The sequence below is a fragment of the Ornithobacterium rhinotracheale DSM 15997 genome, assembly GCF_000265465.1.
Classification (GTDB): Bacteria; Bacteroidota; Bacteroidia; order Flavobacteriales; family Weeksellaceae; genus Ornithobacterium; species Ornithobacterium rhinotracheale.
The window spans coordinates 960,603-982,872 of record NC_018016.1 but is presented as its reverse complement, the minus strand read 5'-3'; the positions used below and the strand labels follow the sequence as shown (position 1 = coordinate 982,872).

Annotated in this window: 22 protein-coding genes; 15 read left to right on the top strand and 7 right to left on the bottom strand. The window is 37.1% G+C overall.

What is annotated here, in order from left to right:
- Positions 1–35: 35 nt before the first annotated feature.
- Positions 36–1,466 (bottom strand): DUF389 domain-containing protein, encoded by a 1,431-nt coding sequence (locus ORNRH_RS04560; protein WP_014790733.1) that lies wholly within the window; start codon positions 1,464–1,466, stop codon positions 36–38.
- A 200-nt stretch (positions 1,467–1,666) separates the two neighbouring features.
- On the bottom strand, positions 1,667–2,023 hold the full coding sequence (locus ORNRH_RS04555; protein WP_014790732.1) for a helix-turn-helix domain-containing protein: 357 nt from the start codon (positions 2,021–2,023) through the stop codon (positions 1,667–1,669).
- A 109-nt stretch (positions 2,024–2,132) separates the two neighbouring features.
- Here ORNRH_RS04555 and ORNRH_RS04550 point away from each other — a divergent pair, with 109 nt between their 5' ends.
- Positions 2,133–2,507, top strand: a complete 375-nt coding sequence (locus tag ORNRH_RS04550) for a PEGA domain-containing protein (RefSeq protein ID WP_014790731.1) — start codon at positions 2,133–2,135, stop codon at positions 2,505–2,507.
- 34 nt (positions 2,508–2,541) lie between these two features.
- Here ORNRH_RS04550 and ORNRH_RS04545 read toward each other — a convergent pair whose 3' ends face one another.
- Positions 2,542–3,318, bottom strand: coding sequence for an alpha/beta fold hydrolase (locus tag ORNRH_RS04545; RefSeq protein ID WP_014790730.1), 777 nt, complete (start codon positions 3,316–3,318; stop codon positions 2,542–2,544).
- A complete protein-coding gene (locus ORNRH_RS04540; RefSeq protein ID WP_014790729.1) occupies positions 3,318–4,058 on the bottom strand; it encodes a pyridoxine 5'-phosphate synthase in 741 nt (246 codons plus the stop codon). Before ORNRH_RS04540 ends, ORNRH_RS04545 begins: the two co-directional genes overlap by 1 nt.
- A gap of 94 nt (positions 4,059–4,152) precedes the next feature.
- Here ORNRH_RS04540 and ORNRH_RS04535 point away from each other — a divergent pair, with 94 nt between their 5' ends.
- The gene (locus tag ORNRH_RS04535; protein WP_014790728.1) at positions 4,153–4,641 is read left to right on the top strand and encodes a DUF456 domain-containing protein; all 489 of its coding nucleotides are present in this window, start codon (positions 4,153–4,155) and stop codon (positions 4,639–4,641) included.
- Positions 4,642–4,736: 95 nt separating this feature from the next.
- Here ORNRH_RS04535 and ORNRH_RS04530 read toward each other — a convergent pair whose 3' ends face one another.
- Together ORNRH_RS04530 and ORNRH_RS12100 are read right to left on the bottom strand one after the other, a co-directional pair.
- Positions 4,737–5,651 carry a PfkB family carbohydrate kinase gene (locus ORNRH_RS04530; RefSeq protein WP_014790727.1) on the bottom strand — a complete coding sequence of 305 codons (915 nt, stop codon included), beginning with the start codon at positions 5,649–5,651 and terminating at the stop codon, positions 4,737–4,739.
- Positions 5,652–5,953: 302 nt separating this feature from the next.
- The gene (locus tag ORNRH_RS12100; protein ID WP_042275203.1) at positions 5,954–6,148 is read right to left on the bottom strand and encodes a hypothetical protein; all 195 of its coding nucleotides are present in this window, start codon (positions 6,146–6,148) and stop codon (positions 5,954–5,956) included.
- A 228-nt stretch (positions 6,149–6,376) separates the two neighbouring features.
- Here ORNRH_RS12100 and ORNRH_RS04520 point away from each other — a divergent pair, with 228 nt between their 5' ends.
- The 5 genes from ORNRH_RS04520 (at position 6,377) to murI (ending at position 11,844) form a co-directional block, all read left to right on the top strand.
- Complete coding sequence (locus tag ORNRH_RS04520) at positions 6,377–6,772, top strand: HU family DNA-binding protein (RefSeq protein WP_014790726.1); 396 nt, start codon at positions 6,377–6,379, stop codon at positions 6,770–6,772.
- A gap of 144 nt (positions 6,773–6,916) precedes the next feature.
- Entirely contained in the window at positions 6,917–8,800 is a 1,884-nt protein-coding gene (locus tag ORNRH_RS11555; protein ID WP_014790725.1) for a hypothetical protein, read from the top strand.
- A gap of 68 nt (positions 8,801–8,868) precedes the next feature.
- Positions 8,869–9,753: a CE1 family esterase gene (locus tag ORNRH_RS04510; RefSeq protein ID WP_014790724.1), complete on the top strand. Its 885-nt coding sequence runs from the start codon at positions 8,869–8,871 to the stop codon at positions 9,751–9,753.
- Positions 9,754–9,903: 150 nt separating this feature from the next.
- Positions 9,904–11,028 (top strand): radical SAM family heme chaperone HemW, encoded by a 1,125-nt coding sequence (gene hemW, locus ORNRH_RS04500; RefSeq protein ID WP_014790723.1) that lies wholly within the window; start codon positions 9,904–9,906, stop codon positions 11,026–11,028.
- A gap of 9 nt (positions 11,029–11,037) precedes the next feature.
- Positions 11,038–11,844: a glutamate racemase gene (gene murI, locus ORNRH_RS04495; protein WP_014790722.1), complete on the top strand. Its 807-nt coding sequence runs from the start codon at positions 11,038–11,040 to the stop codon at positions 11,842–11,844.
- Between the two features lie 85 nt (positions 11,845–11,929).
- Here murI and porX read toward each other — a convergent pair whose 3' ends face one another.
- Positions 11,930–13,477 (bottom strand): T9SS response regulator signal transducer PorX, encoded by a 1,548-nt coding sequence (gene porX / locus ORNRH_RS04490; protein ID WP_014790721.1) that lies wholly within the window; start codon positions 13,475–13,477, stop codon positions 11,930–11,932.
- A gap of 42 nt (positions 13,478–13,519) precedes the next feature.
- On the opposite strand from porX, the gene ORNRH_RS04485 reads away from it, so the two are divergent.
- From ORNRH_RS04485 to ORNRH_RS04450, 8 genes are all read left to right on the top strand, one after another.
- Positions 13,520–14,758: an HD domain-containing protein gene (locus ORNRH_RS04485; protein ID WP_014790720.1), complete on the top strand. Its 1,239-nt coding sequence runs from the start codon at positions 13,520–13,522 to the stop codon at positions 14,756–14,758.
- A gap of 120 nt (positions 14,759–14,878) precedes the next feature.
- Positions 14,879–15,892 (top strand): UDP-3-O-(3-hydroxymyristoyl)glucosamine N-acyltransferase, encoded by a 1,014-nt coding sequence (lpxD, locus tag ORNRH_RS04480; RefSeq protein WP_014790719.1) that lies wholly within the window; start codon positions 14,879–14,881, stop codon positions 15,890–15,892.
- 20 nt (positions 15,893–15,912) lie between these two features.
- Entirely contained in the window at positions 15,913–17,307 is a 1,395-nt protein-coding gene (locus ORNRH_RS04475; RefSeq protein ID WP_014790718.1) for a bifunctional UDP-3-O-[3-hydroxymyristoyl] N-acetylglucosamine deacetylase/3-hydroxyacyl-ACP dehydratase, read from the top strand.
- A 4-nt stretch (positions 17,308–17,311) separates the two neighbouring features.
- Positions 17,312–18,100 carry an acyl-ACP--UDP-N-acetylglucosamine O-acyltransferase gene (lpxA, locus tag ORNRH_RS04470; RefSeq protein ID WP_014790717.1) on the top strand — a complete coding sequence of 263 codons (789 nt, stop codon included), beginning with the start codon at positions 17,312–17,314 and terminating at the stop codon, positions 18,098–18,100.
- Between the two features lie 25 nt (positions 18,101–18,125).
- Complete coding sequence (efp, locus tag ORNRH_RS04465) at positions 18,126–18,692, top strand: elongation factor P (protein WP_014790716.1); 567 nt, start codon at positions 18,126–18,128, stop codon at positions 18,690–18,692.
- Positions 18,693–18,842: 150 nt separating this feature from the next.
- The gene (gene hisS, locus ORNRH_RS04460) at positions 18,843–20,201 is read left to right on the top strand and encodes a histidine--tRNA ligase (RefSeq protein WP_014790715.1); all 1,359 of its coding nucleotides are present in this window, start codon (positions 18,843–18,845) and stop codon (positions 20,199–20,201) included.
- A gap of 201 nt (positions 20,202–20,402) precedes the next feature.
- Entirely contained in the window at positions 20,403–21,380 is a 978-nt protein-coding gene (locus tag ORNRH_RS04455) for an AAA family ATPase (RefSeq protein WP_014790714.1), read from the top strand.
- A 15-nt stretch (positions 21,381–21,395) separates the two neighbouring features.
- Positions 21,396–22,268 carry a DUF58 domain-containing protein gene (locus tag ORNRH_RS04450; protein WP_014790713.1) on the top strand — a complete coding sequence of 291 codons (873 nt, stop codon included), beginning with the start codon at positions 21,396–21,398 and terminating at the stop codon, positions 22,266–22,268.
- Positions 22,269–22,270: the final 2 nt, after the last annotated feature.

Sequence of the window (22,270 nt, the reverse complement as noted above, 5' to 3'; positions counted from 1 at the left end):
TATCAATGATTTAAAATTTAGATTTTGGCTAAATTCTATCTATGCAAGAACTGAATGGTATCTAGATTTAATCTAGATTTTAAGAATTTATCAATTCTAAGTTCATCTTCTTTGTGTTTTTTATCATCTTTCCACAAAATCACAAAAGTAGGCATGATAGTACGGCGTTTAAAATTGGTATAGTTAAAGGTTGCGTAGCCAAAATAGTCTAATTGAGGATACATAGCTTTAAGCTCTTTGGCAATACTCTGGAATGGGATCGTGTCGCTGTTTAGGCGATTGATTTGCATTTTTTGTGCATTGATGATGCTGTCTTTTTTGTTAATATCTTCTTGGATAGAAGAATAAATAGAATTGTACACCTTATCATTGAAAGCATTTTCGTTAGAAAAATTACCTTGATGCACCACGATTTGAGTATGTGGCAGGTGGTATTTATTTTTCAACATAATGTTCCAATTTTTAATCACTTCTTGCGGGATTTTACCCGAAATGGTAGAAATCGTAACATAGTTTACGGTATCTTTTTTAGTAAGCACAGGATTGCTTATATTGAAGAATGTGTTTTCGTAAGCCACGGCTACTTCGTTGTTTAAGAACTTCTGTACCTGCGATTTATATACCTCTTCTTTTACGATTCCGTAGAAGATAAATCCACTTGGCAATACCGTTAAAATAGCGATACTCACAATAATTAAATTTGTTTTTCTAGCTTTTTGTGCATTTTGGTATTGCACCAAAGGAAACTTGTTGAATTTAATATAAACAAAAGTGGAAATTCCAATGAAAATCGAATTTATGACAAAAAGATAAAAAGCGTTTAGCGCAGCCATAAAACCTGTATAGTCTTTATAGCCAATGAGCTCATTTCCCATGGCTAAACCATAGCCCACGGTACACAAAGGTGGCATCAAAGCCGTAGCGATGGCAACCCCCGCAATCACATTGGAATTTTTAATCTTACTACTGAAAGCTGCGATCCCTGCCAAACCACCAAAAATACCAATCAACACATCTAGCGATGTGGGCTCAATACGCCCAGAAAGTTGCGGGTTGATTGTCGTGAGTGGTGCCACCGAAAAGTAAACAAAAGAAGTGAGCATAGAGATCACCACCATGATACCAAAGTTGGCAAAAGATTTATTCAGTGTTTGAATATCGTTTACCGCAACGGAATAGCCAAGCCCTATAATCGGACCCATAAGCGGGGAAATAAGCATGGCTCCAATAACTACTGCCACCGAGTTGCTATTGAGCCCGATGGAGGCAATCATCACCGAGGCTACCAATACATATGCCGATAGTCCTTTAAAGCTGATATTTGATAAAACCTCTTCGCGCGTGCGCGTTTTGTCCACCTCATCGCTTAAATCATAAATTTCTCGTAGGAAATTAAACAGTTTATCACCGATTGATTCTACTTGATTGTCCTCTAAATTTCGTTTTTTTTCTTGTTCGTCTGCCATTGTATTAAAATCCTAATAGAGTAAAGCACAAAAATAGGTAATTGCGTTTAATTTTAATATCAAAAAAAAACGAATTTCATGTATTTTATAAATCCGATGATCTTCCAAACTTGATTCAGAGTCTCTATACATAATCAAGAGCCTGAATCAAGTTCAGAGCGATACAGTGCAAAAAATTGGAATTTGGTATATTTTTTCAATTACTCATACTTGTCTAATCTTTTCTTTAAAAAATCTATTTGGTCTTCTAAATTTTTTATCAACTTTTCATAAACTTCTTTATTTTCAATATGTAAATTTTGAATATATCCATTTCCAAAAGCACCTTCATGGTTTTCTTGGTGATTAATAGTTAATTTTTCAGTACCTAATAATGATGAAATATCTGTTTCTAAAATATTTGAAATTTCAAAAAGTCTATCAATACTTAGTTTAGTTTCTTCATTTTCAATTCTTGCATAAGAGGCTTGGCTTATTTCTAATTCTTGAGCCATATATTCTTGTGAATAGCCTTTTTGTTCTCTAATTCTACGGATGTTTGCACTTACTTTATTCATAAAATGTATGTTTTTATTCAGAATACGAATATAAATATACGAATATTTTTTAGATAAGATTTTTAGTTTTTAGAATTTTGAAAAAAAGTTTAACACAAAACAAATTAAAATGAAAAGAACAAAACGTTATGCTTGTGGATTGATAGTAATTTTATCCTTATCGTCTTGTGCCACTATTTTCACAGGAACGAGTGATCGTATAACTTTTAATTCTACCCCAGTAGGAGCAACAGTTTACGAGAGAGGAATAGAAAAGTGTAAAACACCATGTACACTTAAAGTAACTAGAACTTTATCTGAAAAAGATATTGAATTTAAAAAAGATGGATATCAAAATAGAACTATTGAATTAGATGCTAAATTTAATCCAGTATCTATCATCAATTTAACAAATATCTTAGGCTGGGGGATTGACGCTTTATCTGGTGCTGTCAAAAAATATGATACTAAAGTATACAATATAGAATTAGAGCCTAAAAAATAGAAAATAAAAAAGGCTACTTTAAAGTAGCCTTTTTTTACATCAACAAAAAGTTTAAACAAATCTCCAAAAACTCATCAGGTTTTTCGGCGTGGAGCCAGTGTCCTGCTCCTGCGATTTGCGTAATCTCCGCATGCGGAAAATATTTTTTAATCTGCATGGTATCTGGTTCGGTGATATAGCTGGAATTTTCGCCTCCTAAGAACAAAACATCTCCATTGAAAGTCTTGTCTGGTAAATGATTTGTAATTAAATTATTGTAATTTTCGGTAAGGCTTTTTAGATTAAATTTATAAGCATATTTACCCTCATCGTAGCGTTGCACACTTTTCATCAGAAACATGCGCACAGCTGGGACTTTGATGTATTCTTTTAGAAAATCTTCAACATCGCTACGGCTTTCAACTTTGGAAAAATCTACACTGTTCAGTGCTTTTAAAATCGCTTGATGATGTGGCTCATAATCTTTTGGCGACATATCTGCCACAATCAATTTATCTACCATTTCAGGATATTTTAAGGCAAATTGCATTACAGCTTTTCCGCCCAAAGAATGCCCTATGAAAGAGGCTTTTTCTACCTTATGGGCTTGCATGTAGCGATATAGGTCCTCTGCCATGGCTTCGTGGCTCATCTCATCGCTGTGGAAACTATGCCCGTGGTTGCGTGCATCTACCAAATGCGTAGTAAAATATTCGCTAAATTTTTTACCCAAAGTAGCCCAATTATCGAGCATTCCAAAAAGCCCGTGAAGAATGATGAGGTGCTTGGGTTTATCGCCTATGATTTTGCTAAATAAAATTTGATTTTCCATTATTTTTCGGCGTTTAAATAAGCGGTTTCTATTTTTCTAAGATAGAGCTGAATGGTGTTTTCTAAGCCTAAATAAAGTGCCTCTGAAATCAATGCGTGCCCGATTGAAACTTCGGCAATGCTTGGAATTTCTCGGATAAAAAATTCAATATTATCTAAACTTAAATCATGTCCTGCATTTACTTTTAAGCCTGCTTCTTCGGCAAAAATGGCGGTTGCTTTGTACATTTCTGCTGCTCCTTCATCTTTATTGGCATAGTCTGTGGCATAAGCTTCGGTGTATAGCTCAATGCGATCGGTTCCTGTTTCTGCTGCCGAAGCGATGAGCTCTGGACGCGGATCCAAGAAAATAGAGGTTCTAATGCCTGCTGCTTTGAACTCTGCAATGGTTTTTTGCAAAAAGTCAAAGTGCTTTTCGGTATCCCAGCCCGCGTTTGAGGTGATGGCATCTTCGGCATCGGGCACCAATGTTACTTGGTCAGGTTTCACTTTCAGCACCAATTCTTTAAATTCAGGAATTGGGTTTCCTTCTATATTAAATTCAGTTTTTACTACTTTTTTTAAATCAAATACATCTTGGTAGGTAATGTGTCGCTGGTCGGGTCTTGGGTGCACAGTAATTCCCTGTGCACCAAATTTTTCACAATTTATGGCTGCTTCTACCACATTGGGAGTATTGCCACCGCGTGCATTGCGCAGCGTAGCAATTTTATTGATATTTACACTTAGTTTTGTTTTCATGTGGATATTATTTATTTAACGTTTAAAAATTGAATAATTACTGCAAAAGTAAAATAAATTTTGTGCATATTTGTAGAGAATAAAACTTTAAGTTATGGACATTTGGCTCACACTTTCACTCTTGCTCATGTTTTTGGGCGTTTTAGGAACACTTTTGCCAGTGTTGCCTGGTATATCACTTTCGATGGTTGGGTTATTAATTTTAAAAATTACCAATTATTCTCAAGAAATAAGTTGGACAACCATTGCGATTTTTGCATTTGTATATTTAGTTTTAGCACTGCTAGAGTACTTTTTACCGATGTATACTACAAAAAAATACGGCGGAACGCGCTATGGAATCATAGGGCTTATCGTTGGAGCAATTATTGGAATTGCCTTTTCACCATTTGGTTTAGCCTCTTTGTTCATCATGCCGTTTTTAGGTGCCTTTGGTGGAGAGTACCTTTATAATCAAAACAAAGAAAATGCCATGCGTGCGGCGTGGGGTGCCTTTGTAGGGTTTGCACTAAATATCGGAGTTCATTTTGTATATAGTTTAGTATTAATTACTTATTCAATTTATGTAATATATTTTAATTAAAGAACTTTTTGTTGTAAACATAGAAAAAGTGGTTTTCGCAGAGAAAACCACTTTTTTATTATTTTTTAAATTTTAGATTTAAAGATATTTTGCTTTTAATCCAAATCGAAATAAGATAATTTTTTAAATTTATCGATACGATTTTGAATATCTAATTCATTGATTTCTAATAATCTTTGCACACCAAATTTCTCTACCGTAAACGAAGCCAAAGCACTTCCATAAATCACGGCGCGTTTCATATTCTCGAAAGAAAAATCTAGAGTATCGGCTAAATGTCCAGAAAATCCGCCTGCAAAAGTATCACCTGCACCTGTGGGGTCAAAGACTTCTTCCAGCGGCAAAGCTGGTGCAAAAAACACCTCATCTCCACCAAAAAGTAGTGCACCATGCTCTCCTTTTTTGATGATTAGAAACTTAGGTCCCATGGTCAAAATCTTATTGGCTGCTTTTTTTAAGCTATATTCTTCGCTCATTTGTCGAGCCTCTTCATCGTTGATGCTTAGTACATCTACGCGTTTCATCACAGCCATCAATTCGTCCCAAGTGCGATCCATCCAGTAGTTCATCGTGTCCATGATGATGAAAGGTCTGTTGTCTAATTGCTCAATGATTTCCATTTGCACTTTAGGGTGTAGATTTCCAAGCATCACTACCTCTGGCTTTTGGTAGGTTTCGGATAATTCTGGTTTAAAGTTTTCTAGCACATTTAGATCTGTGCGTAGTGTATCTCTAAAATTCATATCCATATGGTATTTTCCTGCCCAAAAGAAAGTTTTGCCTTCTGGAATTTTTTTAATTCCGTCTGTATTACAGTGGTTTTCTTTTAGAATGTTCAAATAATCGTCGGGGAAATCATCGCCTACTACAGATACAATGTTGGTTTGTACGCCAAGTTTTGAAGCTGCTAGCGAAATATAAGGAGCCGCTCCGCCCAAGATTTTACCAGATTTGCCAAAAGGGGTTTCTATTTCATCAAAAGCTACGGTACCTACGGATAATAAACTCATGTGTTTAAACTAAATTAAGCAATAAATTAGGTCGCAAATATAGTTTTTTTAATACTTTTAGCCAGCAAAAATTGTAATTTAAAAATCACGAATTTTCTAAGCTTTAATATTTTAACACAAAACATGCTTGTCGTTCATAAAACTTTTTATAGCTTTGCTCCAACTCTATGAAACAAAGTGTGCGACATATAATTAATTGTAATAAATTTAACATCTTTTTCTTGCATAGTTCAAGAAAAAGTGTAAACACACACACACACACACACACACACACAAGATAATCATACATACCTAGGTGTATTTTATCTTTCTGTACTTGCTTGTGCAAGTGCTTCCTTTTTTAATTTAAAATCTAAAAATATTGTTGCTAGTGGGGTGCTAGCTATGGTATATGATATAAAGCCAAAGTTCCGTTTAGGAGCTTTGGCTTTTTTGTTCTCTAGTTTAGCAAAAAGATTGTTTTGCAGTTTACAGAGCTGTAAAATACTTTTCTTCATATATTCTCGTGGAACGGGTTTCCTAGTAGATATTTTTTTTATACTTAATTTTTTATCTGCAAGGGTAAAGAAGTTATTATGTAATGTTCGTTATGTGAATAGCCGACAATCGTTTTTAAGTTATAGCCTTGCTGTGGCAAATCCCTACGCCACGGTAAGGCTTTTTTTAATGAAATAAGAAAATAAAGTGATAGAACATAAAATTTAATTTTTAAAAACATAAAAAAAATGCCAATACAATTTAAAGTAATTCAAAAAGGACAGCCTGGCGTAAAGGGCGGTGGAGAGAAAAAGTATTATGCCTCTCCTGTTTATGGAAAAGAAAAAAGCCTAGCAGGCTTAATTAAGGACATCGAGAAAATTAGTACCGTGAGTGGTGCCGACATCAGAGCCGTGGTGTATGCCTTGGTAGATGTGATGCAGTCATCATTGTCAGACGGGGAAATCGTTCGCTTAGGCGAATTGGGTAGTATGCGTGTAAATATCAGTAGCGAGGGAAAAGCAAAGGAAGAAGAGGTAACGCAAAACGCCATACGAGGGGCAAAGGTGATTTTTACTCCAGGCACAGATTTAAAGAAAATGCTGAATAATTTAAGTTATGAAAAAGTAAAAGTAGGGGAATAAAATTTCCTAGCGTGGAAAAAGAAAATCCCTAGCGTGGAAATTTTAATTTCCACGCTAGGAAAAATCTAAACTCTGAGTTCAAACAGAACAATCAAATAAAAAAAACATTAAAAACAAAAGTTTCATTTTAAAAACAAAAAAACGATGAAAAAAAGAATTTACAGATTGGGAGCTTTAGTTATGCTTACTGTGAGTGTGAGCATCTCAGCACAACAGAAGAAATCAACAGGTAGAGTGGGGATTAATATATCAGATCCACAGGCAACCTTAGACATCCAAGTATCCGAGGCAAATAAAGACTCTGATACCAACGAGGGGATTATTGCTCCGAAGCTAAGCAAGGAGCGTATTGCAAAGATAGCAGAGCCAGTAGAGGGTACCTTGGTATATGCTACAGATGCTACTTATAGCGGAGCGGAACCTAAAGTAGCAAAAATTGATGGTAAAGGCTACTACTATTTTGACGGTACCGAATGGGTAAAGAGTACTGGTAAAGGTAGCGGAGCGAATGATGGTTACTGGGCACAGAGAAATAACGGAGGGGTTACAGAAACTTATTTAAAACCTGCATTAGATAATGGAGATTTATTGACTTATAAAAGTGATAGAACACTTTATAAAAATCTAGGCAACTTTGATTTCACGAAGCACTATTGGGCAAATGGACTTAATGTAAATTTAGAAGGCGAAGTTCCAAACTTAGTAGCAATATCTAGTGATATTCTAAAAGAAAATTCTAAAATTGCTTCTGGAGACATTGTCAAAATGAATGACTTATTTTACTTTGCTACTAATATATATGAAATTAAGAATAGTCATACTATTAAAAGTCCAAGCAAACCAAAATCTTATGCAGGTAAGGAGTTTAGACTTTTTACAGATACTGATGTATCAGGAAATGTGAAAGAGCTAAGATCTTTAGTGGGATCTTCGACAGCTAATTTAAATAAAAAATTGGTATCTGTATCAGGTGTTGATGGTGTAGCAGAGGCTGGTACACGTCTTGGTACAACAACACCTAATGTTGAGGTTGTTTCTGGGGTTCGGGGAATTGCATCTTCATTTACAGGTTCAACTGTTAGAAATTTGACAGGTGTTGAGGGAATAGCTTTACCTTACAAATCGTCGAATACAACGATTTCTGGAATAAAGGGTATAGCTATGAGTGGTAATAAAGGAATGTATGATAAAATCGATGGAGGATCATATCCTGTGACTAAAATTGATGGAATATCAGGAGTTATAGCTCATGCAAGTATGCTTAGTAATGCGACATCCAAATTAGCTTTTGCAGTAGATTCAAAATTAGAATTTTTAGATAGATCAAAATCTGACTTAGCTTATGGATTAAGATCACATCTTAAATTTGGAAAAAATGTCAATATTAAAGATGTTAATGGAATAGAAATTTTTATAGAAGGAGGAGCTAATCCTGTTTCAATAGAAAATTTATTTGCTTTTAAGTATGTTAAACGAAATACCGAAAAGGCATTTAACCCTAAAAATATGTATGGATTATACTTAGAAGATATCTTGAACGGAAGTGTGAAAAACTACGCAATATATACAGGTTTAGGAAAAGTTCGTTTTGGGGACAATGTAGGTATTGGTGTAGATGCTCCAGAAGAAAAACTAGAAGTTGCCGGCAATGTAAAAGCAGAGTCTTTCTTAGGGGCAAACGGCGCAGGTATCTTCCCAGACTATGTGTTCGAGGACTATTACCAAGGCAATGCTACTACCAAAGCAGATTATAAATTTAAAAGCCTAAGCCAAGTAGAAGACTTCGTAAAACAAAACGGGCACTTGCCAGGTTATGCCTCTGCTAAAAAGATTAAGGAGCAAGGCTATGTAGATTTAATGGCTACCCAGCTTACCAATGTAGAGAAAATCGAGGAGCTATACCTACACAGCATAGAGCAAGACAAAGCCCTAAAGGCTAAAGAAGCTAAAATAGAAAAGCTAGAAACTAAAAATAAAGAGCTAGAAGAGCGTTTAGCAAAATTGGAGGCATTATTATTGTCTAAATAATTTAGAATAGAAATCTAAAGTTTGCCCACTATGGGCAAACTTAGATTTAACAAAAAAAGCAAGATAGAATGAGGCAAATAATAAATATACTGCTTCTAGTACCCTTAAGCCTATGGGCACAGCTCAAGCCAGGCAATCAGGAGCTAGAAGTATCAGGCAGAGCCTACCAAGTAAGCACGCCGAGCAATTATAGCTCAAGCCAAAGCTATCCTATTGTATTTGAGTTGCACTCCTTTGGGAAAGATAAGACACAGATGTATAACCAAAAGCTAATAGATGAATTGCAATATATTTCTGTGCGTCCCGAGGGAAAGAAAGTGCCCTTAGTAGGCAATATTTGGAACACTTGGAAAGAAACGAGCATAAGTGGCGCCGATGATGTGAGATACATTCAATCAGTTTATGATGATGTAAGGCAGAAGCTAGGCAACACCTTTAACGCAGAAAAAGTCTATGTATATGGCTTTAGCAATGGAGGAGCCATGGCAATGAAAATGCTAGAAGAAACAGATTTATTCAAAGGAGCAATTATCCGTTCGGTGAGTTTTCCCCAAGGGCATGTAATTCCACAAAGTGCGGCAAAAGTACCAATGATCTTTGTGCATGGCATGGCAGATGAAACAGTACCCTACCAAGGAGGAAAAGGAAAATATGGAGTAATAAGTCCAAATTTTGAAAGCATAAAAGAAACCGTAAAAAAATGGTCTTTGCACGATGGATTAAAACAACCCCCAATAGAGATAAAATACCTAAAGGGAAGTTCGCCCGCATCAGATAAAGATTTTTATTACACAGAGTATCATAATGCCCAAACTCCAATTTACTTTTACGCCATAGTAGGCGGAGAGCATGCTACAGATAGCCAATTCTCAAATAGCAATATGAGGAGAGCTTTGCTCAAGATGATGAAAGCACCCGAATGCTACGGAATTTATAAACAGGCTTGTGAATAAAAAAGCAGATTAAAAACAACAAATCCGATATTTAACAATGTGTATAAGTATCGGATTTTGTTTTTTACAGAAGTAATTAAACAAAGTGAGCCAATAACCACTGAAAAATAATTGATAACTTTGCCTTTTTCAATATTTAAAGTACAAAAAGTGTCGGCACTATACATTCACATTCCTTTTTGCAAGCAAAAATGCAATTATTGCAATTTTCATTTTTCTACTCTTTTAAAACAAAAAGAGCAAATGTTACAAGCCATAGCCCACGAAATGTTTTTGCGCCAAGCCGAAATCCAGTCGCCGCTGGAAAGCGTTTATTTTGGTGGCGGAACGCCTTCGATTTTAAATTTAGATGAAATCCATTTTTTATTTAATAAAATTAAATCACTTTTTGAGATAAAACCCGATGCCGAAATCACGCTTGAGGCTAATCCCGATGATTTAACACTTGAAAAAATACAAGCCCTTGCACAAACGCCAATTAATCGTTTAAGTATTGGCATTCAATCATTTTTTGATGCCGATTTACAATTTATGAATCGTGCGCACAGTGCCCACCAAGCCGAATCCTGCATTAAAAATGCTCAAAAATATGGTTTTGATAATTTAAGCATTGATTTGATTTATGGCACCCCCACCACAAGCGATGCAATGTGGCAGGAAAATGTAAATAAGGCCATTTCGCTCGGTGTTCCGCATATTTCTGCGTATGCACTCACGGTGGAACCCAACACGGCACTGAATCATAAAATCCAAAAAGGAACTTTGCCCAATGTAGATGAACAAAAACAGCAGAGGCAATATCAGTTCATGATTGAAACTTTAAGCCAAAATGGCTACGAACAATATGAGATTTCTAATTTTGCCAAAGACCAAATGTATGCTAAGCACAATTCCAGCTACTGGCTTGGGAAGAAGTATGTGGGCATTGGGCCTTCTGCGCATTCGTTTGACGGGAAATCGCGTGCTTGGAATGTGGCTAATAATTCAAAATATTTAGCCCAAATCTCTGAAAATAAACTCCCGCACGAAGTTGAAATTTTAAGCTCAAAAGATAGAATTAATGAGCTTACGATGATAGGTTTGCGTACGATTTTTGGTATTGATTTAAATGTTTTAAAAACTGAATTTTCCACCGATTTGTGGCAAGAATGGCAACGCCAAGCCGAAGTTTTTATCCAAGAAAAGAAACTGATTCAGCGGGAAAATAAAATTTTTCTGGCTCCAGAATATAGATTTTTTGCCGATGGTATCGCTTCTGAGTTGTTTATTCTGTAAATTTGCAGCATGAGCGACAATAGACCCATTGGCATTTTTGATTCGGGCGTGGGCGGACTCACCACTGCGCGCGAGATAAAAAATCTGTTTCCCAACGAGAGCATCATTTATTTTGGAGACTCTAAACACTTGCCCTACGGGAATAAATCAAAGGAAGTAATCATTCAATATAGCAAGGATATTACCCAGTTTTTGATTGATCAAAACTGCAAGGTAATCATCGTGGCGTGTAATACAGCTTCTTCCAATGCCTTGAAGGAAATTCAAGAAGTGGCGAGCCAAAACAATGTGCCTGTGCTAGATGTGATTACGCCCGTGGCAGAAAAAGCTGCATACGGATTTTATCAAAAAATGGGTGTAATTGCAACCAAAGCTACAGTGAACTCTGGCGTGTACAAAAAACGAATAAGAAAATTTAATAAGCATATCCAAGTGCAGGAACTGGCAACGCCGCTTTTGGTACCTGTGATAGAGGAAGATGTAATGCGTTCGGATATTTCTAAAGCTGTTTTGGCGCATTATCTTTCAAATAAAAAATTAAAAGATATAGACTCCATCATCTTAGGTTGCACGCACTATCCGCTGATTGAGCGCGAGATAGAAAACTATTTCCAAGGAACGGTGAAAGTGATCAATTCTCCGCTGATTGTGGCACATACGCTCAAAGAGATTTTAACCAAAAAAGGCATAGAAAACGAAATCAATGCCCAAGGTGAATATAGATTTTATGTATCCGACATCACTAAAAACTTTCAAAAATTAGCCAAAAAATTCTTTGGAAACAATATCAGCCTTGAATTGAAATTGTTGCATTAAAAGGCTTATTAAATTAATATTTAGAAAATAAAAAGCCCCAATCGCGGGGCTTTTCTTATAAGGAAAATGTGTGAAAATCATAATTTTATCTATTTTCTAAAACCACAAACGGGATTATCATTTCTTCCATGGAAATTCCGCCATGTTGATAAGTGTTTTTGTAATAATTCACAAAATGATTGTAGTTTTTGGGGAATGCAAGAAATGTATCGTTGGTGGCAAAAATGTATTTTGAAGTTACATTCACCTTGGGTAGATAATAATCTTCTGGTCTTTCTACCGCAAAAACATCACTCTCATTATACTGCAAATGCCTACCGAGTTTGTAGCGGAGATTTACGCTCGTTTCCTTGTCGCCCACCACTTGTGTTGGTTCTTTGACAAAGATCGTCCCGTGATCGGTAGTGATGATGAGTCGCATATCCTCTTGAGCGGCTAATTTTATGATTTCCAATAAGTAGCTGTGTTTAAACCAGTTTTTGGTAATGGCACGATAAGTTTTATCATCTCTAATCATTTCGCTCACCACACTATTGTCGGTTTTGGCATGCGAGAGAATATCAATAAAGTTATAAACAATTACCGTTAAATCATTGTTTTTAAACTTACTGAATTCATCTAAAACCTTTTTTTCAAAAGCAGAATTTAGGATTTTGTAGTATTTAGTTCGTAAATTTTTCAATCCTAAACGCCCTAAATTATCGGTTAAAAACTTAGGTTCAAAATCATTTTTATTCCCTTCTTCGTTATCATTTTTCCACTCGTTTGGAAATCTTTTTTCGATTTCAAGTGGCAACAATCCCGCAAAAAGTGCATTTCGTGCATATTGTGTAGAAGATGGCAAAATGCTGTAATACATTTTTTCTTCTAAATGATTGTAATACTGCTGAAAAAGTGGCTGAATCATTTTCCACTGGTCGTGGCGCAAGTTATCGATCACAAGCAGGAGTGTTTTTTTGTCGTCCTGCAAATACGGGCGCACATATTCTTTAATCAAAGTATGCGAAAGCGTAGGGCGATCTTCGCCATGTAGCCAGCCATGATAATTTTTCTCGATGTATTTGCAGAATTGTCGATTGGCGTCTTCTTTTTGCTGATTCAGGATTTCAAGCATTTGAGTATCGTCGATGTTTTCGAGCATAATTTCCCAATGCACCAATTTCTTGTACACATTTTCCCAATCCTCGAAATCGTGTGCATTCATGATTTCCATGGCAATGTTTCTAAACGCCATTTGGTAATCCACTACGGCTTTTTCGGTAATGAGTTTGGAGCCTTCTAGGATTTTCTTTAGGCTTAAAAGAATTTGATTAGGATTTACAGGTTTTATCAGATAATCTGCAATGTGCGAGCCTATGGCTTCTTCCATGATGTGCTCTTCCTCGTTTTTGGTAACCATGATGATGGGCAAATTCGGGCGAATTTCTTTGATTTTCTGAATTGCCTCTAGCCCAGACATTCCGGGCATATTCTCGTCGAGCAATAGGGCACTAAAGTTTTCTTCCTTTAGCAATTCTATGGCATCGGTTGCGTTATTTATTTTTGTAGTGGCGTAGCCTTTTTTTTCTAGAAAAATGAAATGAGATTTCAATAATTCTATTTCGTCGTCTACCCAGAGTATTTTTATAGCCATTTTATTATATATTTGTATTTTAAAACAATAAAATAATTTTTTTTGAAAAAAAGTAATAAACTTAAAATTTTCAACGACCCAATTTATGGATTTATTTCCATTCCCTACGAAATTATTTTTGATCTTATAGAGCATAAATACTTTCAACGCCTGCGTCGTATCAACCAAACGGGGCTCAGCTATTTTGTGTACCCAGGTTGCAATCACTCTCGTTTTCTGCACGCTATGGGTTGTTTGCAGCTCATGCAACGCGCCATCGAAACTTTAAGAATTAAAAATGTAAACATAAGCCAAGAGGAGGAACAGGCAGTGTACATTGCTATTCTTTTGCACGATGTGGGGCATGGTCCTTTTTCGCATGCGCTGGAATCTACCATAGTAGAGGGAGTGCACCATGAGGACATCTCTCTGATTCTGATGCAAAAACTTAACCAAGAATTTTCGGGCGAGTTGGATTTAGCCATTCAGATATTTAAAAAAGAATATCCCAGAAAATTTTTATCACAGCTCATCGCCAGTCAGCTAGATATTGATCGATTAGATTATCTCAAGCGAGATAGCTTCTTTTCGGGCGTGGAGGAAGGCAACATCAATTCAAACCGAATCATCTCTATGATGAATGTCTATAACGATGAATTGGTGATTGATACCAAGGGAATTTATTCGGTAGAAAAATTTCTGATTTCCAGAATGTTTATGTACTGGCAAGTGTATCTGCACAAGACATCTATGGCAGCAGAAACTTATCTTATCCAAGCTCTTCGCCGTGCCAAAGAGCTTACACTTCAAGGGGAAAAACTGCCTTGTAGTGCGGGGATAAATTATTTCTTAAACAGAAAGAAATCCTCTGTTTTTACGGAAGAAGATTTAGACCAATTTACTAAGCTTGACGATACCGACATTATGGCATCGCTCAAACTGTGGCAACAACATCCCGATTTGATTTTAAAAACCCTTTCTACATCAATCGTAGAACGCCGTTTGCCAAAAGCCGTTATCCGAAACGAGAAAATATCGGACGATGAAATCGCGCGTCGCCGTGAGAAATGTAACGAACTGATGGGGATAGATTGTGCCGATTATTTTGTGCATGCTACCAAGATGAAGGTTACGCCATACGATGCCGAGAAACACCCTATTTTGTTGTACAATAAAAACGGGAGCTGTGTGGATATTGCAAGGTCTGAAAAGCAAATTTTGACCAAACCACTCTACGACAAAACAGAGAAATACCACCTATGCTATTGGAATGTGGATAAGTTTAAAAAATTAACTAGATAAAGTTTTGTTATTTAAGGCAAAAGTACTGATATAGCTACTTAATCGAAAAAATGAACGAATTGCAACTAATTTTTATATAACAATGTTATAAGTTAAAAATTAATTTTTTACTTTTGCTTTATGGAGTTTAAAGCTGGACAAATAGCTGAATTTATAAATGGTAAAATTGTGGGAAATCCCGAGCGTGCGGTATCCCATTTTGCTAATATCGATACAGCTGGAGAGAAAGACCTTACTTTTTTAGGAAATCCTGCTTATGCACATTTTCTAAAAGATACCAAGGCGAGTGTTATCATTATTTCTAAAAACTTTGATTTTGAAGAGGTTGATAACAAGACATTTATTGTAGTTCCAGAAGCCTATGAGGCAATTATCCAGCTACTCACAATTTATGAGCAGTACAGAAATGCCAAATCTGGTAGAGAAAATCCGCACTTTATTTCGGAAACTGCACAAATCGGCGAAAATGAATACATAGGAGCCTTTGCCTACATTGGCGAAAATGTGAAAATCGGCGAAAATGTGAAAATTTATCCGCATGTATATGTGGGAGATAATGTTACGATAGGAGACAATACCGTCATCAACTCAGGCGTGAAGATTTACCACGAGTGTAAAATTGGCAAAAATTGCATTATCCATGCAGGTAGCATTATCGGTAGCGATGGTTTTGGATTTAAACCCAATGAAAAAGGAGAATTTACCAAAGTACCACAAATCGGTAATGTGGTGATAGAAAATGATGTAGAAATCGGAGCTTGTTGCACCATTGATAGAGGCACCATGGGTGCAACTATCATAAGACAAGGTACTAAGCTCGATAACCAAATCCAAGTGGCACACAATGTAGAAATCGGGAAACATAATGTCATAGCGTCCCAAACAGGCATCGCAGGATCTACCAAAATAGGAGATCACAACATGATTGGCGGGCAAGTGGGCATTGTGGGACACATCAAAATTGGAAACCAAAACCAAATCCAAGCACAGAGTGGTGTGAACAGAACGGTGAAAGATGGAGAAAAACTCTATGGCTCTCCAGCGATTGATGCACAGCAGTTTAGAAAATCATATGTGTACTTCAAGAAACTGAATCAAATCGTAGAAAAAATCAATCATTTAGAAAAAAAATAACATTAAGGAGAAATCGTCTTATGGCAGAAAATCAAAAAACCTTAGCATCAGAAGCAGTACTAGATGGCGTAGGATTACACACAGGCAAAAGTGTGACAATGAAGCTGAAACCCGCAGAGCCTAACACAGGTTTTGTATTCGTAAGGACAGATTTAGAAGGCAATCCAAGCATTGAGGCAGATGCCAATTATGTTACCTTTACCGAGCGAGGAACGATTTTAGAGAAAAAAGGCGTAAAAATCCACACCACAGAGCATATTTTGGCAGCACTTACGGGAATGGATCTAGACAATGTAATCATTGAGCTAAACAATGCCGAACCACCTATCATGGATGGATCTGCCAAATTCTTTGTAGAAGCCATAGAAAAGGCAGGTATCAAAGAACAAGATACACCAAGAGAATATTACGAAATCAAGGAAATTGTAACCTATTCAGATCCAGAAACAGGTTCGGAAATCACAGCAATACCTTCCGATAGATTTCAAATTACAACCATGGTAGATTTTGGTACAAAAGTTCTAGGCACCCAAAACGCTACCTTAAAAGATATTTCTAAATTTAAAACTGAAATTGCCAATGCGCGTACTTTCAGTTTTTTACATGAATTAGAACAATTGCTACACGCAGGGCTCATCAAAGGTGGAGACATCAACAATGCCATTGTGTATGTAGACAAAGAAATTACACCAGAAACCGAAGAAAAGTTGAAAGAAGCCTTTAACCAAGAAAGCGTTTCTATCAAACCAAACGGAATTTTGGACAACCTTACCCTTCATTATCCAAACGAAGCTGCTCGCCATAAATTACTAGATGTAATAGGCGATTTAACATTGGTAGGAAAAAAAATCAAAGGTAAAATCATTGCCACAAAACCAGGACATTTAATCAACACGCAATTTGCTAAAAAATTAAGCAAGCAAATCAAAATCGAACAACGCAAAAATATGCCAGAAATCGATTTGAATGCAGAGCCTGTGTACGACATCAATCAAATCATGGAATTGTTGCCACACCGTCCGCCGTTTTTATTGGTAGATAAAATCATGTCTATCGACGAGAAAACTGTAATCGGTGTGAAAAATGTGAGCATGAACGAGCCGTTTTTCGTAGGGCACTTCCCAGAAGAGCCTGTGATGCCAGGTGTGCTACAAGTAGAATCTATGGCACAAGCGGGTGGAATTTTGTTTTTGAGCAATGTTCCAGATCCTAAATCATATTCTACTTATTTTATGAAAATAGACAAAGTTAAATTCAAGAAAAAAGTAGTGCCAGGCGATGTTTTAATCATAAAATGCGAACTCACTCAGCCAATTCGTCGAGGAATTGTGAGCATGCAAGGAACAGGCTACACCAATGGCGAAATTGCGGTGGAAGCTGAAATGATGGCAAGATTAATTAAGAATAAAGAATAATAAAATGAATCAACCACTCGCATATATTCATCCCGATGCTATAATTGCAGAAAATGTAGTTGTAGAGCCGTTTACCACCATTTCAAAAGATGTTACCATAGGCGAAGGCACATGGATAGGCCCCAATGTTACCATAATGCAAGGGGCAAGAATTGGTAAAAATTGTAAAATTTTCCCTGGAGCAGTAATTTCTGCCGTGCCACAAGATTTAAAATACAAAGGCGAAAAAACAACGGTTGAAATCGGGGATAATACCGTAATCAGAGAATGTGTAACCATCAACAAAGGTACGGTAGACCGCATGAAAACCGTGGTGGGCAACAATTGTTTAATCATGGCATATTCCCACATTGCTCACGATTGCAAGGTAGGAGATAATTGCATTTTTTCTAACAATACAACCCTTGCAGGACATGTTACGGTAGATGATTATGTTACCATGGCGGGTATGACAGCGGTGCACCAATTCTGCCACATTGGTAAACACGCCTTTGTAACGGGCGGTTCCCTAGTGCGCAAAGATGTTCCGCCTTATGTGAAAGCTGCACGCGAGCCACTTTCTTACATGGGAATCAATTCGGTAGGATTGAGAAGAAGAAACTTTAGCTCAGAAAAAATCAGAGAAATTCAAGATATTTACCGTATTCTTTACCAAAAGAAATATAACAATACGCAAGCATTAAGCTTTATAGAAGCCGAGATGGAGGCAACTCCAGAACGCGACGAAATTTTGTCTTTTGTAAGAGACTCTCAGCGAGGAATCATGAAAGGCTATAATCCAAATAATCTTTAATTCAATAAAAAAACGAAAATTATATATGGCAACAACATCAGATATCAGGAAAGGAATGTGTATCGAATGGAATAACGATACCTACAAAATCATTGAATTTTTGCATGTGAAACCAGGAAAAGGTCCTGCATTTGTGCGTACAAAATTAAAAAGTGTAACCAACGGAAAAGTATTAGATAATACATTTTCTGCAGGACACAAAATCGATGATGTGCGTGTAGAAACTAGAAAATACCAATATCTATACGATGACGAAAACGGGTTCCACTTTATGAACAATGATGACTATACACAAGTATATCTTAATAAGGATATGATTGAAAACCCAGAGTTCATGAAAAATGGAGAGGAGGTAACCATCATCTTCCGTGCGGACGATGAAACCCCACTTTCTGCCGAGCTTCCTGCAACTGTGATTATGGAAATCACACACACAGAGCCTGGTGTAAAAGGAGATACCGCTACCAATGCTACCAAACCAGCCACTACTGAAACAGGAGCAGAAATCCGTGTGCCACTTTTTATCCAAGAAGGAGACAAAGTAAAAATCAGCACCGAAGACGGATCTTACCAAGAGCGTATTAAAGAATAATTAATCGTATTTAGATTCAAAGAAGAACAGCGCAATTTTGCGCTGTTTTTTTGTGGATGAAAATTTGAACAAAATAGAAAACAAATTATTCTACCCAAAAAAAACTAAAAATTCATATTTTTGTGGTTCAAACTTATAAAAACCTAAAAAATGAAACCAGCCTTAGCCAAAGGAACCAGAGATTTTATGCCGCAGGAGGTGCAACGCAGACAATACATTATCCAGAAATTGCAAAAGAATTTCCAATTGTATGGTTTTGCGCCGATTGAGACACCTGCTTTTGAAAATCTCTCAACACTCACAGGAAAATACGGAGAAGAAGGAGACCGCTTGATTTTTAAAATTCTAAAATCAGGAGATTTTTTACAAAAACTAAAACCAGAAGACTTATCGGCAAATCCTAACACCGTGGCTCCCAAAATCTCGGACAAAGCCCTGCGTTATGATTTAACGGTGCCTTTTGCCCGTTTTGTAGTTCAGCACCAGAACGAGCTCAACTTCCCATTCAAGCGTTACCAGATTCAGCCTGTGTGGCGTGCCGATCGTCCGCAAAAAGGGCGTTTCAGAGAATTTTACCAGTGCGATGCAGATGTAGTAGGTAGCGAGTCGCTGTGGCAAGAAGTGGAACTTATTCAGTTGTATGATGCAGGATTTTCGGATTTAGGTTTAGAGGTAGAAATCCACCTAAACAACCGAAAGATTTTAAGCGGATTGGCAGAAGTGGCAAATATTTCTGAGCAATTGATTGATTTTACCGTAGCACTCGATAAGTTAGACAAAATCGGGAAAGCAGCTGTAGAAGAAGAAATGCTAAGCAAAGGAATTTCCGAAGAAGCCTTAAAAATCCTTTCGCCGATATTCGATATTTCGGGCGATTTTTCTGCACAATTGGAGCAATTAAAGCCTATTGTGGCTAATTCAGAAATTGGAATCAAAGGAATTGAGGAACTACAATTCATCAATGAGCAAGTACAGGCCTTAGGACTTAAAAAATCATCTTTAATCCTGAATTTAACCCTTGCGCGTGGTTTGGATTACTACACAGGAGCGATTTTGGAAGTAAAAGCCAAAGGCGTAGAAATGGGCTCCATTGGTGGTGGTGGAAGATACAACGACCTTACGGGAATTTTTGGACTAAAGAACATGCCGGGCGTGGGGGTATCGTTTGGTTTAGATAGAATTTATTTAGTGCTGGAAGAGCTAAACCTTTTTCCAGATTTTACCAGCGAAAGCCAGAAAATTTTATTTACTAACTTTGGCGAAAAAGAAGCACTCGCTGCAATGAAAGTGGTTCAAAAATTAAGAAATCAAGGCATTTACACCGAGCTTTATCCCGAGGCGTCTAAAATGAAAAAGCAATTTTCGTATGCCGACAAAGGAGCATTTACGCATGTTGCCATCATCGGGACAGAGGAGATGAACGAGGGCAAACTTTCGCTTAAGGATTTAAAAACAGGCGAGCAAGTAAGCATTTCGCAAGAAGAAATCCTTGAAAAATTCAAAGCTTAATTCAGTGAATGTAAAATTATATTTTAAGCCTTTTTCCTTTGAGAGAAAGGCTTTTTGATTATTGGAAATCAGCGATTTTTTTAGCTTAACAAACTTTAACGGCGATTGTGGAATATTATTTGTTAAAATATCAATGATTTTCACCAAATTTGGTACACTTTAAACGACACCGCTTAGATTATGGCTAAACAAGAATACACTATGCAAGAGATATCTGAATTGGTTCAAGCACAATCAGTTAAATTCGCTTCTTTGTCCAAAGAGCTTAAAAAAGTAATCTACGGACAAGATCGAATGGTAGAAAGCCTTTTGATTGGGTTGCTCTGTAACGGGCACATTTTGCTCGAGGGCGTGCCTGGTTTGGCTAAAACTTTAGCCATCAAAACCCTGTCAGACGCGGTACATGGAGCTTTTTCAAGAATCCAGTTTACGCCCGATTTGTTGCCGGCAGATGTCGTGGGAACTTTAATTTATAATGCCAAAGAAAACGATTTTGCGATTAAGAAAGGTCCTATTTTTGCCAATTTTGTGTTGGCAGACGAGATAAACCGAGCACCAGCTAAAGTGCAATCTGCTTTGCTCGAGGCGATGCAGGAAAAGCAAGTTACCATTGGAGATGAGACCTTTAGACTAGAAGAGCCATTCCTAGTGCTAGCCACGCAAAACCCCGTAGAACAGGAGGGAACATATCCGTTGCCAGAAGCTCAGATGGATCGTTTTATGCTTAAAACCATCATCACTTATCCAGATTATGAGTCTGAACGCCAGATAATGCGCCACAATATCAACAATACTTTCCCGAAAATTCAGCCCATGATGGAAAAACACGAATTGCTCCAAGCGCGAGAAGTGATTCAAAAAATCTACATGGACGAGAAAATCGAACAATACATTCTAGACATTGTAGCCTGTTCGCGCTATCCGCAAGATTTTCAATTACCTGAATTAAAGGATTATATCCAATTCGGAACCTCGCCGCGTGGTAGCATCAACATGGCAAAAGCCGCTCGTGCCCATGCATTCTTAAAAGGCAGAGCCTATGTAGTGCCAGAAGATGTGCGTGCCGTGGTGAAAGATGTTTTGCGCCACCGTATCGGAATCACTTACGAAGCCGAGGCAGAAAACATTAATTCAGACATGATTATAGATAAAATTGTAAATAAAATTCCATTGCCTTAAAAAAGAAAGACTAGCGTGGACGCCAAAGAATTAATCAAAAAGGTTCGTAGAATAGAAATTAAATTTAGGAGAGCCAGCAATCACTTGTTTATGGGCGAGTATCACAGCTCGTTCAAGGGGCGAGGCATGATTTTTTCGGAGGTGCGTCCGTATCAATTTGGCGATGATGTTCGCAATATTGATTGGAACAAAACGGCACATTTCAACGAGCCGTATGTAAAGATTTTTGAAGAAGAAAGAGAACTTTCCTTAATGCTTGTGGTAGACATCAGTGGATCCAATCAGTTTGGGACACGCAAGCAATCCAAGAAAGATACCATGGCTGAAATTTGTGCAACTTTGGCATTTTCGGCACTTTCAAACAACGACAAAGTGGGGCTTTTGCTCTTTAGCGATGAGGTAGAATTATACTATCCGCCCAAGAAAGGAAAACACAATGTGCTGAAAATCATCCGAGCCTTGGTAGAATACGAGCCCAAAAGCACTAAAACCAATATTTGCAACGCGTTGGATTTTTTAATTAAAACCCAAAAGCGAAAATCTTTGGTATTTTTAATTTCGGATTTTAACGATGATTGTTACCAGAAGAGCATTCAAGTTTTAGCCAAAAAACATGAATTAACGGGAATTCGTGTCTACGATGAGAAAGAAGAAGAACTTCCCGACATTGGTTGGGTGCACATGCACGATATAGAAACAGGTGCCGAAAAATATGTAAATACTTCTTCTAAAAAAGTGCGAATTCAGTACGCAGAAAATGCTAAAAAGCACCGAAATCAGTTTTTTTCAAGTTTAAAGAATGCAGGGGCGGGTATCATAGAAGTGGCTACCGAGTCCGACTACAACCGAGCTTTGCTTAATTATTTTAAAAGCCATAAAAACCGATAAAA

Bases quoted from the DNA above. Each gene is read 5' to 3' on its own strand.
- ORNRH_RS04510 (WP_014790724.1), top strand. From the start codon at position 8,869: ATGAGGCAAATAATAAATATACTGCTTCTAGTACCCTTAAGCCTATGG.
- ORNRH_RS12100 (WP_042275203.1), bottom strand. From the start codon at position 6,148: ATGAAGAAAAGTATTTTACAGCTCTGTAAACTGCAAAACAATCTTTTT.
- ORNRH_RS04475 (WP_014790718.1), top strand. From the start codon at position 15,913: ATGGCAGAAAATCAAAAAACCTTAGCATCAGAAGCAGTACTAGATGGC.
- ORNRH_RS04530 (WP_014790727.1), bottom strand. From the start codon at position 5,651: ATGAGTTTATTATCCGTAGGTACCGTAGCTTTTGATGAAATAGAAACC.
- ORNRH_RS04535 (WP_014790728.1), top strand. From the start codon at position 4,153: ATGGACATTTGGCTCACACTTTCACTCTTGCTCATGTTTTTGGGCGTT.
- ORNRH_RS04555 (WP_014790732.1), bottom strand. From the start codon at position 2,023: ATGAATAAAGTAAGTGCAAACATCCGTAGAATTAGAGAACAAAAAGGC.
- porX (WP_014790721.1), bottom strand. From the start codon at position 13,477: ATGGCTATAAAAATACTCTGGGTAGACGACGAAATAGAATTATTGAAA.
- hisS (WP_014790715.1), top strand. From the start codon at position 18,843: ATGAAACCAGCCTTAGCCAAAGGAACCAGAGATTTTATGCCGCAGGAG.
- lpxA (WP_014790717.1), top strand. From the start codon at position 17,312: ATGAATCAACCACTCGCATATATTCATCCCGATGCTATAATTGCAGAA.
- ORNRH_RS04560 (WP_014790733.1), bottom strand. From the start codon at position 1,466: ATGGCAGACGAACAAGAAAAAAAACGAAATTTAGAGGACAATCAAGTA.
- ORNRH_RS04550 (WP_014790731.1), top strand. From the start codon at position 2,133: ATGAAAAGAACAAAACGTTATGCTTGTGGATTGATAGTAATTTTATCC.
- efp (WP_014790716.1), top strand. From the start codon at position 18,126: ATGGCAACAACATCAGATATCAGGAAAGGAATGTGTATCGAATGGAAT.
- lpxD (WP_014790719.1), top strand. From the start codon at position 14,879: ATGGAGTTTAAAGCTGGACAAATAGCTGAATTTATAAATGGTAAAATT.
- ORNRH_RS11555 (WP_014790725.1), top strand. From the start codon at position 6,917: ATGAAAAAAAGAATTTACAGATTGGGAGCTTTAGTTATGCTTACTGTG.
- ORNRH_RS04455 (WP_014790714.1), top strand. From the start codon at position 20,403: ATGCAAGAGATATCTGAATTGGTTCAAGCACAATCAGTTAAATTCGCT.
- ORNRH_RS04540 (WP_014790729.1), bottom strand. From the start codon at position 4,058: ATGAAAACAAAACTAAGTGTAAATATCAATAAAATTGCTACGCTGCGC.
- ORNRH_RS04545 (WP_014790730.1), bottom strand. From the start codon at position 3,318: ATGGAAAATCAAATTTTATTTAGCAAAATCATAGGCGATAAACCCAAG.
- murI (WP_014790722.1), top strand. From the start codon at position 11,038: ATGAGCGACAATAGACCCATTGGCATTTTTGATTCGGGCGTGGGCGGA.
- ORNRH_RS04520 (WP_014790726.1), top strand. From the start codon at position 6,377: ATGCCAATACAATTTAAAGTAATTCAAAAAGGACAGCCTGGCGTAAAG.